The sequence below is a fragment of the Arthrobacter sp. TmT3-37 genome (genome assembly GCF_054510835.1).
The window spans coordinates 134,172-151,125 of sequence record NZ_JBTNDU010000001.1 but is presented as its reverse complement, the minus strand read 5'-3'; the positions used below and the strand labels follow the sequence as shown (position 1 = coordinate 151,125).

Below are 16,954 nucleotides of genomic sequence, written 5' to 3'. Positions count from 1 at the left end.
ACTCCCGCTCCGCGAACCGCTACGCGGGAGCTACCGGACGGCCTGACCGACGCCGGCGGGAGCCCACCCGAGAGCCGGCCCCAGCTTTCCGGCGATGTCGGTGAGGATCTGGACGTAGTCCTCGTGGTCGAAGCTGAAGGGCAGGGCGAACGCGACCTCGTCGACCTCCTGGAACCCCGCGTGCGCGTACAGCTGCTCCGCGATCTCAGCGCTGGTACCGATGAGGTCCGGGGCGAACAGCATGCCCTTGGGCCCCTGCGGCGACCTCGTGCGGGGCACGCGTGCATCGACGTACCGCTGGTACTTCTCGCGCTGGTCCGATGACGCAGAGTCGGTCGGGATCACCACCAGGCCCTGCGAGACGCGGGCCGGACCAGGCGCGGCGGATGAAGCCGCGGCGGCTTCGCGGTAGGCGAGGATCTGGGCTTGCTGGATGCGGGCGAAATCCGGTTCCTGGTCCGGCTCGGGGAAGATCACGCTGCTGGAGAGCAGATTGAAGCCGTTGGCCCCGGCCCAGACTGCCGATCTGCTGCTGCCCGCTCCATACCAGAGACGTCGACGCAGTCCGGGGGAGTGTGGCTCCACGCGGTCGGAGAACTCCTCGACGACGCCCTGCCGGCCGGAGAACTCCCGGACCGGCTCCCCCGCGATCATCCGGGCGAACCGTTCCACGCGTGCGTAGCCGAAGTCCTCCAGATCCGCCGAGTCCGGGTACAGCTCGTCCTTCACCGTGTCGTAGTGCATTGGTTCCCCCACGCTCAGGCCGGGGTTGATCCGCCCACCGGCGAGCAGGTCGACGGTGGCAAGGTCCTCGGCCAGGCGCAGCGGATTCTCCCAGCCCAGCGGGGTCACCGCGGTGCCGATCTCGATCCGGGAGGTCCGCTGGCTCGCAGCGGCCATCATCGCGATCGGGGAGGAGATCCCGAACTGCAGGTGACGGTGGCGCAACCAGGCGCTGTCGAACCCCAACCGTTCTCCGAGTTCGATGATCCGCAGGGTCGACTCATGCCCGGCGGCCGGATCCACCGGATCGAACAGGCCGATCGTGAGGAAGCCGAGCTTGCGCAGCGGGCGAGGACTGACGGGCATGGCTTCCTCCGGAAGATCGGGTCAGTGGACGACTGATCCCAGCCTATGCGCCGGATGCCACGCCGGCTGGGAGAACGGGGAGGGCCGGCTCCTCACCACATGCGGCTGTTCGTCTCCGAGACGAAGCCGCGCCCGTCCGAGAACCAGTGGATGGTCGGGCTGTTCCGCGCGGTCGGCGTCGTGAGCTCGGCGAACAGGTCGGCGTTGAAGCGATTGCTCAGCTCGGGGGAGCTGAGCACCGTCTCCCTGGTGATGACGAAGACCGGCCCCTTCAGGCCCCTGCTCTGGATCGACAGGTGCACCTCGGCATGCTGGTCCAGCCGGACCTTGAGCGCTCCGATCGCCGCCTGGACATCGGCGTCGTCGTCCCAGACCGCCGCGTGCTTGTCCACGAAGAGCCACGCCATCCCGCTTCACGTCCGTCCCGTGTCGTCGACAGTGCGCCGCTGCAGCTTCCTCGCACGACGGCGACACCCGGCCGGCGGTGCCGGCCTCCCCAGCAAAACACCGCGCACGGCGCCATTTCAAGCAGGAGTTGCCCTCAGCACGCCGGGGACCGAAGGGACGACCAGGTGTTGCCGCAGATGCAGTGGCGAAGGCCTGTGACCATTTGGTTGCAGCTCGATAACAACACTCGGGCGGATGTCCCAGAGATACCTGTTGGTAACAAAGTGCACTTAGGCTTTTGCTCACGTGAGTGGCGTCACCCTCTCGGGTCGCGTGTCGGCTGTCATGCAACACCGCGTGAAGCTGGAACCACACTATGAATTAGGAGGCGGAATGCGTTTCGGACGTACTTCCAAAGCTTTGGGCGTCGCTGCTGTCGCAGCACTCGCATTGAGCGCCTGCGCTGCCAACACGGGTGCTGAAGCACCCGAGGAGAGCGCCGAGGGCGAAGCGACGGGCGGAAATATCCGGGTCGTCGAGGTGAACGGCTTCAGTTCGTTCAACTCGAACAGTTCCGAGGGTAACTCGGACATCAACGGCCGGATCGCCTATGCGACCCACTCCGGGTTCGTCTACATCGACAATGACCTGAAGGTCGTCAAGAACGAGGAATTCGGCTCCATGGAGGTCCTCTCCGAGGACCCGCTCAGCGTCAAGTACACGGTCAACGAGGGCGTCAACTGGTCCGACGGCGAACCGGTCGACGGCGGAGACCTGCTGCTCTCGTGGGCCATCGGATCGGGATACTTCAACGACTCCACCACCGACGAGGCGGGTGAAGTCGTGTCGGGTGCGACCTACTTCGACTACGCGGGCGACACAACTGGTCTCGCCCTCACCGAGCTCCCGGAGATCGGCGACGACGGCCGCTCGATCACGCTCAACTACTCCGAGCCCTTCGCCGACTACGAGGTCGCCTTCGGCCTCATGAGCGAGGGCGGCATCTCGACGCCGGCGCATGTCGTGGCCGAGAAGGGCGGCCTCGCCGACGAGGACGCGCTCATCGAGCTCATCGAGACCACGCCGGCAGGCGACCCTGAGAACCCCGTCGAGCGCCCCGAGGTGCAGGCACTGGCCGATTTCTGGAACGCCGGTTTCGACACGAAGTCGCTGCCGACCGATCCGTCGCTGTTCCTCTCGAACGGTCCGTTCATCGCCTCGGCCATGACTCCGGACCAGTCCATGACGCTCGTTCGCAACGAGGACTACACCTGGGGTCCCATCCCGAAGGTGGACGAGATCACCGTCCGCTACATCGGTGAGGCTCCTGCCCAGGTCCAGGCCCTGCAGAACGGCGAGGCGGACATCATCGCGCCGCAGGCGTCCGCTGACACCGTCGAGCAGCTGGAAGCCGTCGAGGGCGTCACCGTGTCGCGGGGCAACGAGCTGTCCTACGACCACCTGGATCTCAACTTCAGCGGCGTCTTCGCAGACGAGAGCGTCCGCGAAGCCTTCATGAAGACGGTGCCCCGCCAGCAGCTGGTGGACTCGATCATCAAGAAGCTGAACCCCGACGCGGCGCCGCTCGATTCGCAGCTGTTCCTCGCCGACCAGGAGCCTTACGAGGAGGCCGCCTCGACCAACGGGTCCGACGCCTACGACGAGGTCGACATCGAGGGCGCGAAGGAGCTGCTCGACGGGGCGACACCCGAGGTCCGGATCATGTACAACCGCGACAACCCGAACCGCCTCAACTCCTACACGCTGATCGCGGAGTCGGCCTCGCAGGCCGGCTTCAAGATCGTCGACGGCGGGCTCGGTGCCTCCGACTGGAGTGCGGCGCTCGGCAACGGCACCTACGATGCGACCATCTTCGGGTGGATCAACTCGGGTGTCGGTGTGTCCGGCGTACCGCAGATCTTCAAGTCGGGCGCAGGCTCCAACTTCAACGGGTTCTCGAGCCCCGAGGCCGACGAGCTGATGGACGAGCTCGTCGTGACCACGGATCCCGACAAGCAGGACGAACTGCAGGTCCAGATCGACAAGCTCATCTGGGACTCGAAGTACGGACTGCCCCTGTTCCAGGTGCCCGGTGTGGACGCGTACAGCGACAACGTCAGCGGCATCGAGTACATGCCGAACCAGACCGGCATCTGGTGGAACCTCTGGGATTGGGAAATCACCCAGTAGCTCGACCACCGGGACACCCGCTCTGAGCGAGAAGGCGCCGGGACAGGAGAACTCGCCTGTCCCGGCGCCTTCGTCTGTGCCGCCTGCAGCGAGGGTGCCGCCCGGTCGGCGCCCGAACAGAGGTTCCCGGAAGTGCGGAATCGGGCGCGTCCCGGCGGCCTGAAACCCTGCACTACACTTCTGCGATAGCACGGGAATGACCCATCGAATCCGATATTGAGGCTCGAAATCTATGGTGACCTACATCGTTCGGCGTCTGGTGACGGCCGTCCTCATCCTGTTCGGTGCGTCCTTCGTGGTCTACCAGCTCACGGCGCTCTCCGGCGATCCGCTCGAGGAGCTCCGGGCCAGCAACGCCCCGAACCGGGAGCAGCTCATCCAGGCGCGGACGGAGCTTCTCGACCTCAACACGCCGGCTCCGCTGCGCTACTTCGGCTGGCTGGCGGGTGCCGCGAAGTGTCTGATCCCCTTCGCGGCGACCTGCGACCTCGGAACGAGCATCCAGGGTGAAGCCGTGACCACGGCGCTCGTCCGCGCGATGGGCAACACCATCACGCTCGTCACCACGGCCACCGTACTGGCGATCATCATCGGTGTCTCGCTGGGCATCATCACCGCGCTGCGCCAGTACAGCGGACTGGACTACGGCGTCACGTTCATGTCCTTCCTGTTCTTCTCCCTGCCGATCTTCTGGCTCGCCGTCCTCCTCAAGGAGTTCGGCGCCATCGGCTTCAACAACTTCCTCGCCGATCCCCGGATACCGGGTTCGACGATCCTCGTCGTCGCCATCGCCAGCGGCCTCATCTGGGCGCTGTTCGCCAGCAGGTCATGGAAGCGCAAGGGGATCGCCTTCGTCCTGGGCGCCGTCGTCGCCGCGGCGCTCCTGTTCGTGCTGGACCTCGTCGACTGGTTCTCCTCGCCGGGGCTCGGGCCGATCGTCATCCTCGTCACGGGCGTCGGTATCGCCTTCGGCATCGTGCTGCTGACGGCGGGGCTGCGCAACCGCAAGGCCCTGTACTCGTCGCTCATCATGGTGGCGATCGGCCTGGTGGCGTACTACGTCGTCAACCCGATCCTCAACGCCGCGACGATCTGGATGATCGTCGTCCTCGCGATCCTCACGGTGCTCGTCGGCATGGCGGTCGGCTACGTCATGGGCGGGTACGACCGCGGTCAGAGCATGCGGGCAGCGGCCATCACCGGCCTGCTCATGGGCCTGCTGATCGTGGTGGACCGCTTCATGGTCACGTGGCCGTCCTACGTCAGCAACTCGCGCGTGCGGGGGAGGCCGATCGCCACCGTGGGCGCCGAGACGCCCGGGCTCGAGGGGACCTTCTGGGTCACGGGTCTCGACACGTTCACGCATCTGCTCCTGCCCACCCTCGCACTGCTGCTCGCCTCGCTCGCGAGTTACAGCCGGTACTCCCGCGCATCGATGCTGGAGATCATGAACATGGACTACATCCGCACGGCGCGCGCGAAGGGCCTCAGCGAGCGGACCGTGGTCATGCGGCACGCCTTCCGCAACGCGCTCATCCCCCTCGCGACCCTCGTCGCGTTCGACATCGGCGCCCTGATCGGCGGTGCCATCATCACGGAGCAGGTGTTCGCCTTCGCAGGGATGGGGCAGCTCTTCGTGCAGGCGCTGCAGCGCACCGACCCGGATCCGATCATGGGCTTCTTCCTCGTGGCCGGCATCCTGGCGCTGGTCTTCAACCTGGTGGCCGACATCGTGTATTCGTTCCTCGATCCTCGTGTAAGGGTGAAAGCATGAGCACTCAGACTCCCTCCGACCTGCCCGGCGGAGAAGCGGGGACCATCACCGGTCCCACCCACCCCGCCCCGGAGGCCGAGGCGAAGGGCCTGTCCCAGGGGCAGATCGTCCGCAGGAAGTTCTTCGACAACACGGCCGCGATCATCAGCCTCATCGTGTTCGCCATCATCTTCGTCCTCGCGTTCACGTCCGTCGGTTTCGCGGGCATCCCCGGCTGGTGGAAGTACAACCACACCGAATTCGTCGCCCTGCTCAACGGCGGTGCCCCGACCGTCACCGGGCCGTTCAGCTGGGGTGAGCACCCGTTCGGGCAGGATTCCATCGGTCGCGACTACTTCGCGATGACGATGCGCGGGGCGCAGAACTCGATCATCATCATGTTCCTCATCGGCGCTCTCGCGTGCCTCGTCGGCGTCGTGGTCGGGGCGTGCTCCGGCTACTTCCGGGGCTGGACCGAGGCGGTGCTGATGCGCTTCACCGACATCATCATCATCATCCCCCTGGTCCTGATCGCGGCGACGCTGGGCGAGTCCGTCAACCGGTTCGTCGGCAGCGGCGCCCAGGTGTGGCTGCTCGGCATCTTCCTCGGCCTGATCGCCTGGACGGGCCTCGCCCGCCTGGTCCGCGGCGAGTTCCTCACGCTGCGGGAGCGCGAGTTCGTCGACGCGGCGAAGATCGCCGGCGCGTCCAACACCCGCATCATCTTCAAGCACATCCTGCCGAACGCCGTCGGTGTGATCATCGTGAACACCACGCTGCTCATGTCCGCGGGCATCCTGCTCGAGACAGCGCTGAGCTACATCGGGTTCGGCGTGAAGGCACCCGATGTGTCCCTGGGCCTGATCATCAGCCAGAACCAGGAGGCGTTCCAGACGCGTCCGTGGCTGTTCTGGTTCCCCGGGCTGTTCATCGTGCTCATCTGCCTGTGCATCAACTTCATCGGCGACGGACTGCGCGACGCCTTCGACCCGCGGCAGAAGAAGTTCAACGCCAACCGGGCCAAGGACGCAGAGAAGCCCGCCGCGGCGTGAGGAGCTTCCTAGGACGCGAGGTTCAGCGACGCGGCGCCCGCGGCGACAAGGACGACCGCCACGGCGAGATGCGGGAGATTCCAGGAGCGTCGGGCGCGTTCCGGGTGGTCGACATCGAGCGCGCCGCTCTCCACCAGGTCCTGCCAGCGCGAGCGGACCAGGTACGCCGCGTAGCCGGAATCCGTGTTCTTGAGATCGCCCGGGCGGATGGACCCTCCGGGGCCGTAACTCGTGGACGGCAGATTGGTCACGTGCTCGGGCTTCCCCGCGTGGGTTCCCCAGACTCCCGGAGCAGGCGCGGCCCAGGCGGTGAAGGCACCGGTGGGCGTCACGAGCTTCAGGGCGTACTTGGTGTCCACATCGATCAGCGCGGCCCAGGGGACGCGGACGGTCGCCAGCGGGTTGCGGAGGGTCACGGCGTCCTCCGCGAGGACGACCGCCGGGTACCAGAACAGCCACCAGCCGAGGTAGGCGATTCCGACGAGCGGCCAGCCCGCGAGCAGGCCGCCCGCGCCCTCGGTCGCCACGACCGACGCGAGTCCGCCCGCAGCGACGAGGACAGCGACCCCCGTGAACCAGACACCGGTGCGCGGTTTGAACACGGTGGCCCCTGCCACTTCCCTCGAGCTCTCCATGGCTCAATAGTCCCAGCACCGCAGCCGCGCGCGGCAATCCAGGAGGCTGCGCGCCCGCGCGGTGCCTCCGTCACGAAGGAGATCCCCTCATGAGTACCCAGGTAATCGGCGGCACCGGTGACACCGGCGCGGACCGCGACGCGTCCCAGGGGCCCGTGCTCGAGGTCCGCAACCTCAGCGTCGACTTCGGCGTGGACAAGAAGTGGGTCCCGGCGGCGATCGACCTCAACTACGAGGTGAGGGCCGGCGAGGTGCTGGCGATCGTGGGGGAGTCCGGCTCGGGCAAAAGCGCCAGCTCCATGTCGCTGCTCGGGTTGCTGCCCTCCAACAGCCGCGTCACGGGTGAGGTGCTGCTCAACGGCAAGTCCGTGCTGACGATGTCGCCGGCGAAGCTGCGGCAGATCCGCGGCAACGACGTCGCGGTCATCTTCCAGGAGCCCATGACCGCCCTGAACCCCGTGTACACCGTCGGGTTCCAGATCGTCGAGACGCTGCGCCTGCACAACGAGATCTCCCCGGACGAGGCCAGGCAGCGGGCGTTGCGCCTGCTGCAGATGGTCGAGCTTCCGGATCCCGACAAGGCGTTCCGCTCCTACCCGCACCAGCTCTCCGGCGGCCAGCGTCAGCGCGCGATGATCGCCCAGTCGCTGTCCTGCGACCCCAAGCTCCTGATCGCCGATGAGCCGACCACGGCCCTCGACGTCACCGTGCAGGCCGAGATCCTCGACCTCATGCGCAACCTGCGGAACCAGCTCAACAGCGCGATCGTGCTGATCACGCACGACATGGGCGTGGTGGCGGACCTAGCCGACAGGATCGCCGTGATGCGCAAGGGACGCATCGTGGAGACGGGCACGGCGGAGCAGATCTTCAACGCTCCGCAGCACGAGTACACGAAGGCGCTGCTCGCCGCCGTGCCCCACCTCGGACAGGGGGACGGGGACGACGACGTCGACATCACCGCGGCGCTGGCGGCGGCGACCCACACGGAGCTGCAGACGATCGATCACGACGAGCTGGAACGGCGTGAGCAGGAGGTCCTCGCCCAACTCCCGGCCGAGGACGCGGTGGCCCCTCCGGCCGCCGCGCCGGTGCTCGAGCTCGTCGACGTCGCCATCGAGTACCCGAAGCAGGGTCGGGTCCCGGCCTTCCGGGCGGTGGAGGGCGCGAACCTCACCGTCTACCCCGGCCAGGTCATCGGGCTCGTCGGCGAATCGGGCTCCGGCAAGACCACCATCGGCAGGGCCGCCGTCGGCCTGCTGCCCGTGGCGGCCGGGTCGCTGAAGGTCGTGGGTACCGACATCTCGGGTCTCCGGCCCACGTCCAGGGAGCTCGTGGCGGTGCGGCGCCATGTCGGGATGGTGTTCCAGGACCCGTCGTCGTCGCTGAATCCCCGGTTGCCGATCGGCGAGAGCATCGGCGAGCCGATGTTCCTCGCGGGTGAGGCCAAGGGCGGTGAGCTGCAGAAGCGCATCGAGACGCTGCTCGACCAGGTGGAGCTGCCGCGCTCCTACCGCAACCGGTATCCCCACGAACTCTCCGGCGGTCAGAAGCAGCGCGTGGGCATCGCGCGGGCGCTGTCGCTGAAGCCCAAGCTGATGGTCGCGGACGAGCCGACGTCGGCCCTGGACGTGTCCGTGCAGGCGAAGGTCCTCGAGCTCTTCCAGAACCTGCAGCGCGAACTCGGTTTCGCCTGCCTGTTCGTCACCCACGACCTCGCCGTCGTCGACGTGCTCGCGGACTACATCTGCGTGATGAAGCGCGGACGGATCGTGGAGCAGGGCACCCGTGACCAGATCCTCCGCAGCCCGCAGGACCCGTACACCCAGCGGCTGCTGGCGGCCGTTCCGCTGCCCGATCCGGCGAAACAGCGCGAGCGCCGTGAACTGCGGGCGAAGCTCCTGGCGTCGACCGACTAGCCGCCCCGCACCGGCGAGGAGCCCGTCCTGCCTACCGGCGGGGCGGGCGCTCCCGTGAGCTCCCTGCAGGTCCCGCCGTGGCCGGCGCTGCAGGGATCCGCCGCGTCGTCCTGCCGCCGGTACAGAGCCGGAGTGCCAGTTCCCGCACCCGTTATCAAAGCGTGATGCCGCGCCCTTCTCCCCGCTGGCCTGCGGAAATACTGGAACGGCTGCCGAAGCTGAAAGCCGGCTGGGAGCCTTCCCCGACAGGATGTTCAGGGAAGCAACAGAACGGGCATAGAATCTTCCGGTGTGAGTTGGCTCTCGCTACCTGCGGGACAACTATCCGGCCACATCAACGCCGGAACGACCCAAATACCTAGGAGGCGGAATGCGTTTCACGCGCACTTCCCAAATGCTCAGCGTCGCGGCCATCGCCGTTCTGTCGCTGAGTGCATGCGGCGGCGGAAGCACTGAATCCAGCACGGGCGGCGGCACCACGGACGCCGTCATCGTGGTGGACGGATCCGAGCCCCAGAACCCGCTGATCCCCACCAGCACCAACGAGGTGGGTGGCGGAGCGATCCTCGACCTCATCTTCGCGGGCCTGGTCAGCTACGACGCCGAGGGCAAGCCCCAGAACGAGATGGCAGAGTCCATCGAGACCGAGGACGCCCAGAACTACACGATCACGCTCAAGGAGGGCAAGACCTTCACCAACGGTGACCCCGTCACCGCGAACTCCTTCGTGGACGCCTGGAACTACGGCGCCGCCGCGAAGAACGCGCAGCTCTCGAGCTACTTCTTCGAGAGCATCGAAGGCTACGACGAGGCCAGTGCCGAGGGCTCCACCGTGGAGACCATGAGCGGCCTCACCGTCGTCGACGACCGCACGTTCACCGTCAAGCTGGCCCAGCCCGAGTCCGACTGGCCGCTGCGCCTCGGGTACAGTGCGTTCTTCCCGCTGCCCGCCGCCGCCCTCGAGGATCCTGCAGCCTTCGGCGAGAACCCGATCGGCAACGGTCCCTACAAGTTCGCGTCCGAGGGTGCCTGGCAGCACAACCAGCAGATCGAACTCGTGCCGAACGACGAGTACGAAGGCCCCCAGGCCGCCCAGAACGGCGGCGTGACGTTCAAGATCTACCAGAACGACACGACGGCCTACCAGGACCTGATCTCGGACAACCTCGACGTGCTGAAGACGATCCCGACGAGCGACATCAAGAACTTCAAGAACGACCTCGGCGAGCGCTCCATCGAGTCGCCCTACGCGGGTAACCAGACGATCGCCGTGCCGTACTACCTCCCGAACTGGGAGGGTGAGGCGGGCAAGCTGCGGCGCCAGGCGCTCTCGATGGCGATCAACCGTGACGAGATCACCGAGGTCATCTTCAACGGCGGTCGTGAACCTGCGAAGGACTTCACCGCTCCCGTCCTCGAGGGCTACAGCGCGGACCTGCCGGGCAGCGAGAACCTCGAGTACAACCCGGAGGAGGCCAAGAAGCTCTGGGCCGACGCCGAGAAGATCGCGCCCTACGACGAGTCGCAGCCCCTGACCATCGGCTACAACGCCGACAAGGGCGACCACAAGACGTGGGTCGAGGCCGTGGTGAACAACATCAAGAACAACCTGGGCATCGAGGTCGCGGGCAAGCCGTACGCGACCTTCAAGGAAGCGCGTACGGAAGCCACGGAGGAGACCCTCACCGGTGCCCTGCGTGCCGGCTGGCAGGCCGACTACCCGTCGCTGTACAACTTCCTCGGACCGATCTACGCCACCGGCGCCGGATCCAACGATGCCCGCTACAGCAACCCGGAGTTCGACCAGGAGCTGACCGACGGACTCGCCGCCAGCTCCGTCGAGGAGGGCAACGAGGCCATGAACAAGGCCCAGGAGCAGCTCCTCGAGGACCTCCCGGCCATCCCGCTGTGGTACCAGGTCGCCCAGGGCGGCTGGAGCAACAACGTGGACAACGTCGAGTTCGGCTGGAACGGTGTTCCGCTCTACTACGCCATCACCGGCAAGTAACCCGTAGCGGTCCCGGGGCCTGCCCGGCACAGGGCAGGCCCCTTTTCCGTGCCAACGAAAAGGTTTTCCACCTCATGAGCAACCCCCACCCGCGTCCCGTCCGGACGCACGCCGCACCGGGAGGTGCGCACTGATGGTCTGGTACATCGTCCGACGCTTCCTGCAGCTGATCCCGGTCTTCCTCGGCGCCACCCTGCTGGTGTACTTCCTCGTCTTCAGCCTCCCCGGCGACGCCACCGCCGCCATCTGCGGCGAGCGTGGCTGCACCCCGGCCGTCGTCGCGGGTCTCCGCGAGCAGTACAACCTGGACCAGCCCTTCTGGATCCAGTACCTGCTGTACCTCAAGGGCGTGCTGACGTTCGACCTCGGCACCAACTTCTCGGGCCGGCCGATCGCCACCATCATCGCCGAGGTCTTCCCGACCACGGCGAAGCTCGCCGTCATGGCCCTGGTCATCGAGGCCGTCTTCGGCATCGTCTTCGGCCTCATCGCGGGCCTGCGCAAGGGCAGGCTGTTCGACTCCTCCGTGCTCGTGCTGTCCCTGATCGTGATCGCCGTGCCCATCTTCGTGCTCGGCTTCCTGATGCAGTTCCTCATCGGGGTCAAGCTCCAATGGACCAACCCGACGGTCAGCGGTGACGCCACCTTCACGGAGCTCCTGCTCCCGGCGGTCGTCCTCGGCCTGGTGTCCTTCGCCTACGTCCTGCGCCTGACCCGTACCAGCATCATCGAGAACGTGAATGCGGACTATGTCCGCACGGCGACGGCCAAGGGCCTCAGCCGCCGGCGCGTCGTCGTCGTGCACGTCCTCCGCAACTCGCTGATCCCCGTGGTGACCTTCCTCGGAGCCGACCTCGGCGCCCTCATGGGCGGCGCGATCGTCACCGAAGGAATCTTCAACGTCAACGGCGTCGGCAACACCCTCTACCGTGCCGTGCTGAACGGAGACGGACCGATGGTCGTCTCGATCGTCACGTTCCTGATCCTCATCTTCTGCCTCGCGAACCTGCTGGTGGATCTCCTGTACGCGTGGCTGGACCCAAGGATTCGATATGCCTGAACCAACACCCACCTCCACCGGGACGCAAGCTCCCACCGAGGCACCCACCCCCGTGGCACGCACCAAGAAGTCCGCCTACCCGATCGAGCACTTCGTGGCGGACCCCGACGAGACACCGGTGCGGGCAACCGACAGCGCGGTGTCCGACGCCGCGCCCCGCAGCCTGTGGGGTGAGGCGTGGCGCAGCCTGCGCAAGCAGCCGCTGTTCCTCATCAGCGCCGTCCTGATCCTCGCAGTGGTCTTCGTGGCGCTGTTCCCCGGCATCTTCACGAACGAGCCGCCGAACGAGAACTGCCTGCTCGAGAACTCCGACGGCGGGCCGGCCCCCGGCCATCCGCTGGGCTTCACCGTGCAGGGCTGCGACATCCTCTCGCGCGTCGTCTACGGCACGCAGTCCTCCCTCACCGTGGGTCTGTTCGCCACGCTCGGCGTGGTCCTCATCGGAGGGCTGATCGGCGCGCTGGCCGGCTTCTTCGGCGGCTGGGTGGACGCGGTCCTCGCCCGCGTGGGCGACATCTTCTTCGCCCTGCCGCTGATCCTCGGTGCGATCGTCGTGGTGCAGCTTCCCGTCTTCCAGCAGAACCGCAACGTGTGGACGCTGGTGGTCATCCTCGTGACCTTCGGCTGGCCGCAGATCGCGCGCATCACGCGTGCGGCGGTCATCGAGGTGCGCAACGCCGACTTCGTGACGGCCGCGCGGTCCCTCGGCGTCTCGCCGCTGGGCTCCCTCGTCAAGCACGTCATCCCGAACGCGCTCGCACCGGTGATCGTCATCGCGACGATCTCCCTCGGCACGTTCATCGTGGCGGAGTCGACGCTGTCGTTCCTCGGCATCGGACTGCCGCCGGACGTCATGTCGTGGGGGAACGACATCTTCTCCGCGAAGCCGTCGCTGCGCAGCAACCCCATGGCCATCTTCTGGCCGGGCCTCGCGCTGTCGATCACCGTTCTGAGCTTCATCATGCTGGGCGACGCCCTGCGTGACGCTCTCGATCCGAAGGCACGCAAACGATGAGCCACAGCACCAGCAACGCAAGGGCCGCAGCGCCGTCGGGCATGCCGCAGCCGCTGCTCGAACTCCGCGACCTCGCCATCACCTTCTCGACGTCGAACGGGGACGTCCCGGCGGTGCGCAACGCGCACCTGACCGTGATGCCCGGCGAGACCGTCGCGATCGTGGGGGAGTCGGGCTCCGGCAAGTCGACGACGGCGCTCGCCGCCATCGGCCTCCTGCCGGCCAACGGCCGCGTCTCGAACGGCAGCATCATCTTCGACGGGGAGGACATCACCTCCGCGTCGGAGAAGCGCATCATCGAGCTCCGGGGTTCCTCCATCGGCATGGTGCCGCAGGACCCCATGTCCAACCTGAACCCGGTGTGGAAGATCGGTTTCCAGGTCAGGGAGACCCTGAAGGCCAACGGCCTGCCGAGCGGCCCGCAGGACGTGGCGAAGGTGCTCTCGGAGGCGGGCCTGCCCGACGCCGAGTCGCGCGCGAACCAGTACCCGCACGAGTTCTCGGGCGGCATGCGCCAGCGTGCCCTCATCGCCATCGGACTGTCCTGCCGTCCGCGGCTGCTCATCGCCGACGAGCCGACGTCGGCCCTGGACGTCACCGTGCAGCGGCAGATCCTCGACCACCTGGACACCATGACCGAGGAGCTCGGCACCGCCGTGCTGCTCATCACGCACGACCTCGGCCTCGCGGCCGAGCGCGCGCACAAGGTGATCGTCATGTACAAGGGGCAGGTCGTCGAGGCGGGTCCCGCCCTCGAGCTGCTGACCAACCCGCGCCACCCCTACACGCAGAAGCTCGTGGCGTCCGCGCCGTCGATCGCGTCCCGCCGCATCGAGTCGGCGAAGCGGGCCGGCATCGAGACGGAGGACCTGCTCGCCCCGGCGTCAGCGAAGAGTGCTTCACCGGATAAGGTGATCGAGGTCGAGGACCTGACGAAGGTCTTCAAGATCCGCGGGAACTGGGGCAAGTCCACGGAGTTCACCGCGGTGGACAAGGTGTCCTTCTCGATCGCACGCGGCACCACGACCGCCGTCGTCGGCGAGTCCGGCTCGGGCAAGTCGACCGTCGCGAAGATGGTCCTCGGGCTGGAAGGGGCGACCTCGGGCAGCATCCGCTTCGACGGCGTGGACATCACCACGCTCGGACGCAAGGAGATGTTCGACTTCCGCCGCCGTGTGCAGCCGATCTTCCAGGACCCCTACGGTTCGCTCGATCCGATGTACAACATCTACCGGACCATCGAGGAGCCCCTCCGTGTCCACGGGGTGGGGGACGCGAAGAGCCGGGAGAAGAAGGTACGCGAGCTGCTCGACCAGGTGGCACTGCCGTCCGCGATGATGCAGCGCTTCCCCAACGAGCTGTCCGGCGGCCAGCGCCAGCGCGTGGCGATCGCCCGCGCCCTGGCCCTGGACCCGGAGGTCGTGATCTGCGACGAGGCCGTCTCGGCGCTCGACGTGCTGGTGCAGGCGCAGATCCTGAACCTGCTCGCCGACCTGCAGTCCGATCTCGGCCTGAGCTACCTCTTCATCACCCACGACCTCGCGGTGGTGAGGCAGATCGCCGACTCCGTGGCCGTCATGGAGAAGGGCAGGCTCGTCGAGCAGGGGACCACGGACGAGGTGTTCGACAACCCGAAGACCGCCTACACGCAGGCGCTGCTCGCGGCGATCCCCGGCGCCGGACTCGTGCTGCCTCCCGAGGTCGCATAGCGGCCCACCACGACGGCGCCCACCGCGCCGACCGGAGGACGACGGCGGCGGTTCCCTTCCCGGGGGCCGCCGCCGTTGTGCGCCCACAGCGAATCCGGACGCCGATTGACAGGGCGCATTAGGTCTGTTTTTACCTCTCGCCTAGACTGGTAGGAGGGCGCGCACTGCAGCCGCCGTCACTTTCCCCGCAGTTGATACTGAATTGAGTCCTTACGCATGTCTGAAACCACAGGCAACACCGCTGTCCGCAGCGATCTCCGCAACGTAGCCATCGTGGCCCACGTTGACCACGGAAAAACCACCCTGGTCGATGCCATGCTGAAGCAGACCAACTCGTTCGCTGCGCACGGCGACGTCGCCGACCGCGTCATGGACTCGGGTGACCTCGAGCGCGAGAAGGGCATCACCATCCTCGCCAAGAACACCACGGTGTTCTACGACGGTCCGTCCGCCAAGGGCGAGACGATCACCATCAATGTCATCGACACCCCCGGCCACGCCGACTTCGGCGGCGAGGTCGAGCGCGGCCTGTCCATGGTCGACGGCGTCGTCCTCCTCGTCGACGCGTCCGAGGGCCCGCTGCCCCAGACCCGCTTCGTCCTCCGCAAGGCCCTCGCGGCCAAGCTCCCCGTGGTGCTGCTGGTCAACAAGACCGACCGCCCCGACTCCCGCATCGAGGAGGTCGTCAGCGAGTCCATGGACCTGCTCCTCGGCCTCGCCTCCGACCTCGCGGACGAGGTCCCCGACCTCGACCTCGACGCGATCCTCAACGTTCCCGTCGTCTACGCCGCCGCCCGCGCCGGTGCCGCCTCGCTCGAGCAGCCGGCGGACGGCACCGTGCCGTCGAACGACAACCTGGAGCCCCTGTTCCAGACGATCATCGAGCACATCCCCGCACCCCGCTACAACCCCGAGGGTGTCCTGCAGGCACACGTGACCAACCTGGATGCCTCGCCGTTCCTCGGCCGCCTCGCCCTGCTGCGCATCTTCAACGGAACCCTGCGCAAGGGCCAGACCGTCGCCTGGGCCCGCCAGAACGGCGAGCTGAAGACCGTCAAGATCACCGAGCTCCTCGCCACCAAGGCGCTGGACCGTGTTCCCACCGACTCCGCCGGACCCGGCGAGATCGTCGCCGTCGCCGGTATCGAGGGCATCACCATCGGTGAGACCCTCACCGACGTCGACAACCCCCAGCCCCTGCCGCTCATCACGGTCGACGACCCCGCGATCTCCGTGACCATCGGCATCAACACCTCGCCGCTCGCCGGCAAGGTCAAGGGCGCCAAGGTCACGGCACGCCAGGTCAAGGACCGCCTCGACAAGGAGCTCATCGGCAACGTCTCGCTCCGCGTCCTGCCCACCGCACGCCCCGACGCGTGGGAGGTCCAGGGCCGCGGCGAGCTCGCACTGGCCATCCTCGTGGAGCAGATGCGCCGCGAGGGCTTCGAACTCACCGTCGGCAAGCCCCAGGTGGTCACCAGGACCATCGACGGCAAGATCCACGAGCCGATGGAGCACATGACCATCGACGTCCCCGAGGAGTACCTCGGCGGCGTCACCCAGCTCATGGCCGCCCGCAAGGGCCGGATGACCAACATGGCCAACCACGGCACCGGCTGGGTCCGCATGGAGTTCATCGTCCCGGCGCGAGGTCTGATCGGCTTCCGCACCCGCTTCCTGACCGACACCCGCGGTGCAGGTATCGCAGCGTCGATCTCCGAGGGCTACGAGCCGTGGGCCGGTGACATCGAGTACCGCACCAACGGTTCGATGATCGCCGACCGCGCAGGCGTCGTGACCCCGTTCGCGATGATCAACCTGCAGGAGCGCGGCTCCTTCTTCGTGCAGCCCACCTCCGAGGTGTACGAGGGCATGATCGTCGGCGAGAACTCACGCGCCGATGACATGGAGGTCAACATCACGAAGGAGAAGAAGCTCACCAACATGCGTGCGGCCTCCTCCGACACCTTCGAGAACCTGACCCCGCCCCGCAACCTCACGCTCGAGGAGTCCCTCGAGTTCGCCCGCGAGGACGAGTGCGTCGAGGTCACGCCGGAGTCCATCCGTATCCGCAAGGTCATCCTCGACGCCAACGAGCGCATGCGCGCCTCGCGTTCACGCGCCCGCGCCTAGCTCC

At 67.1% G+C, this 16,954-nt stretch carries 12 protein-coding genes; 9 read left to right on the top strand and 3 right to left on the bottom strand.

Features of this window, described 5'->3' with window-relative positions; translation table 11 throughout:
- Positions 1-30 precede the first annotated feature (30 nt).
- A complete protein-coding gene (locus tag ACX80U_RS00625; protein ID WP_459267078.1) occupies positions 31-1,089 on the bottom strand; it encodes an LLM class flavin-dependent oxidoreductase in 1,059 nt (352 codons plus the stop codon).
- A 92-nt stretch (positions 1,090-1,181) separates the two neighbouring features.
- A complete protein-coding gene (locus tag ACX80U_RS00620) occupies positions 1,182-1,496 on the bottom strand; it encodes a hypothetical protein (RefSeq protein WP_133082562.1) in 315 nt (104 codons plus the stop codon).
- 373 nt (positions 1,497-1,869) lie between these two features.
- Between ACX80U_RS00620 and ACX80U_RS00615 the strand changes: the two genes are divergently transcribed.
- The 3 genes from ACX80U_RS00615 to ACX80U_RS00605 all read left to right on the top strand — a co-directional run bounded on the left by ACX80U_RS00615 (position 1,870) and on the right by ACX80U_RS00605 (position 6,471).
- A complete protein-coding gene (locus ACX80U_RS00615) occupies positions 1,870-3,666 on the top strand; it encodes an ABC transporter family substrate-binding protein (protein ID WP_459267077.1) in 1,797 nt (598 codons plus the stop codon).
- Positions 3,667-3,898: 232 nt separating this feature from the next.
- Positions 3,899-5,440, top strand: a complete 1,542-nt coding sequence (locus ACX80U_RS00610) for an ABC transporter permease (protein WP_459267076.1) — start codon at positions 3,899-3,901, stop codon at positions 5,438-5,440.
- Positions 5,437-6,471, top strand: coding sequence for an ABC transporter permease (locus tag ACX80U_RS00605; protein WP_208741618.1), 1,035 nt, complete (start codon positions 5,437-5,439; stop codon positions 6,469-6,471). The genes ACX80U_RS00610 and ACX80U_RS00605 overlap by 4 nt, the downstream gene beginning before the upstream one ends.
- A gap of 8 nt (positions 6,472-6,479) precedes the next feature.
- Here the strand turns inward: ACX80U_RS00605 and ACX80U_RS00600 are convergent, their stop codons facing one another.
- Positions 6,480-7,106 carry a PH domain-containing protein gene (locus tag ACX80U_RS00600; protein WP_459267075.1) on the bottom strand — a complete coding sequence of 209 codons (627 nt, stop codon included), beginning with the start codon at positions 7,104-7,106 and terminating at the stop codon, positions 6,480-6,482.
- Positions 7,107-7,195: 89 nt separating this feature from the next.
- Here ACX80U_RS00600 and ACX80U_RS00595 point away from each other — a divergent pair, with 89 nt between their 5' ends.
- The 6 genes from ACX80U_RS00595 to typA all read left to right on the top strand — a co-directional run bounded on the left by ACX80U_RS00595 (position 7,196) and on the right by typA (position 16,950).
- Positions 7,196-9,025, top strand: coding sequence for an ABC transporter ATP-binding protein (locus ACX80U_RS00595; protein WP_208741616.1), 1,830 nt, complete (start codon positions 7,196-7,198; stop codon positions 9,023-9,025).
- A 370-nt stretch (positions 9,026-9,395) separates the two neighbouring features.
- Positions 9,396-11,033 (top strand): ABC transporter substrate-binding protein, encoded by a 1,638-nt coding sequence (locus ACX80U_RS00590; RefSeq protein ID WP_133083299.1) that lies wholly within the window; start codon positions 9,396-9,398, stop codon positions 11,031-11,033.
- Between the two features lie 133 nt (positions 11,034-11,166).
- Complete coding sequence (locus tag ACX80U_RS00585; protein WP_133083298.1) at positions 11,167-12,093, top strand: ABC transporter permease subunit; 927 nt, start codon at positions 11,167-11,169, stop codon at positions 12,091-12,093.
- Positions 12,086-13,108, top strand: a complete 1,023-nt coding sequence (locus tag ACX80U_RS00580) for an ABC transporter permease subunit (RefSeq protein ID WP_133083297.1) — start codon at positions 12,086-12,088, stop codon at positions 13,106-13,108. Before ACX80U_RS00585 ends, ACX80U_RS00580 begins: the two co-directional genes overlap by 8 nt.
- Positions 13,105-14,817, top strand: a complete 1,713-nt coding sequence (locus tag ACX80U_RS00575; protein ID WP_133083296.1) for a dipeptide ABC transporter ATP-binding protein — start codon at positions 13,105-13,107, stop codon at positions 14,815-14,817. The genes ACX80U_RS00580 and ACX80U_RS00575 overlap by 4 nt, the downstream gene beginning before the upstream one ends.
- A gap of 216 nt (positions 14,818-15,033) precedes the next feature.
- Positions 15,034-16,950 (top strand): translational GTPase TypA, encoded by a 1,917-nt coding sequence (typA, locus tag ACX80U_RS00570; protein ID WP_459267074.1) that lies wholly within the window; start codon positions 15,034-15,036, stop codon positions 16,948-16,950.
- Positions 16,951-16,954 lie beyond the last annotated feature (4 nt).

What these genes read in the sequence shown, in the direction of transcription:
- ACX80U_RS00625 (WP_459267078.1), bottom strand. Translation starts at nt 1,089, where the DNA reads ATGCCCGTCAGTCCTCGCCCGCTGCGCAAGCTCGGCTTCCTCACGATC.
- ACX80U_RS00620 (WP_133082562.1), bottom strand. Translation starts at nt 1,496, where the DNA reads ATGGCGTGGCTCTTCGTGGACAAGCACGCGGCGGTCTGGGACGACGAC.
- ACX80U_RS00615 (WP_459267077.1), top strand. Translation starts at nt 1,870, where the DNA reads ATGCGTTTCGGACGTACTTCCAAAGCTTTGGGCGTCGCTGCTGTCGCA.
- ACX80U_RS00610 (WP_459267076.1), top strand. Translation starts at nt 3,899, where the DNA reads ATGGTGACCTACATCGTTCGGCGTCTGGTGACGGCCGTCCTCATCCTG.
- ACX80U_RS00605 (WP_208741618.1), top strand. Translation starts at nt 5,437, where the DNA reads ATGAGCACTCAGACTCCCTCCGACCTGCCCGGCGGAGAAGCGGGGACC.
- ACX80U_RS00600 (WP_459267075.1), bottom strand. Translation starts at nt 7,106, where the DNA reads ATGGAGAGCTCGAGGGAAGTGGCAGGGGCCACCGTGTTCAAACCGCGC.
- ACX80U_RS00595 (WP_208741616.1), top strand. Translation starts at nt 7,196, where the DNA reads ATGAGTACCCAGGTAATCGGCGGCACCGGTGACACCGGCGCGGACCGC.
- ACX80U_RS00590 (WP_133083299.1), top strand. Translation starts at nt 9,396, where the DNA reads ATGCGTTTCACGCGCACTTCCCAAATGCTCAGCGTCGCGGCCATCGCC.
- ACX80U_RS00585 (WP_133083298.1), top strand. Translation starts at nt 11,167, where the DNA reads ATGGTCTGGTACATCGTCCGACGCTTCCTGCAGCTGATCCCGGTCTTC.
- ACX80U_RS00580 (WP_133083297.1), top strand. Translation starts at nt 12,086, where the DNA reads ATGCCTGAACCAACACCCACCTCCACCGGGACGCAAGCTCCCACCGAG.
- ACX80U_RS00575 (WP_133083296.1), top strand. Translation starts at nt 13,105, where the DNA reads ATGAGCCACAGCACCAGCAACGCAAGGGCCGCAGCGCCGTCGGGCATG.
- typA (WP_459267074.1), top strand. Translation starts at nt 15,034, where the DNA reads ATGTCTGAAACCACAGGCAACACCGCTGTCCGCAGCGATCTCCGCAAC.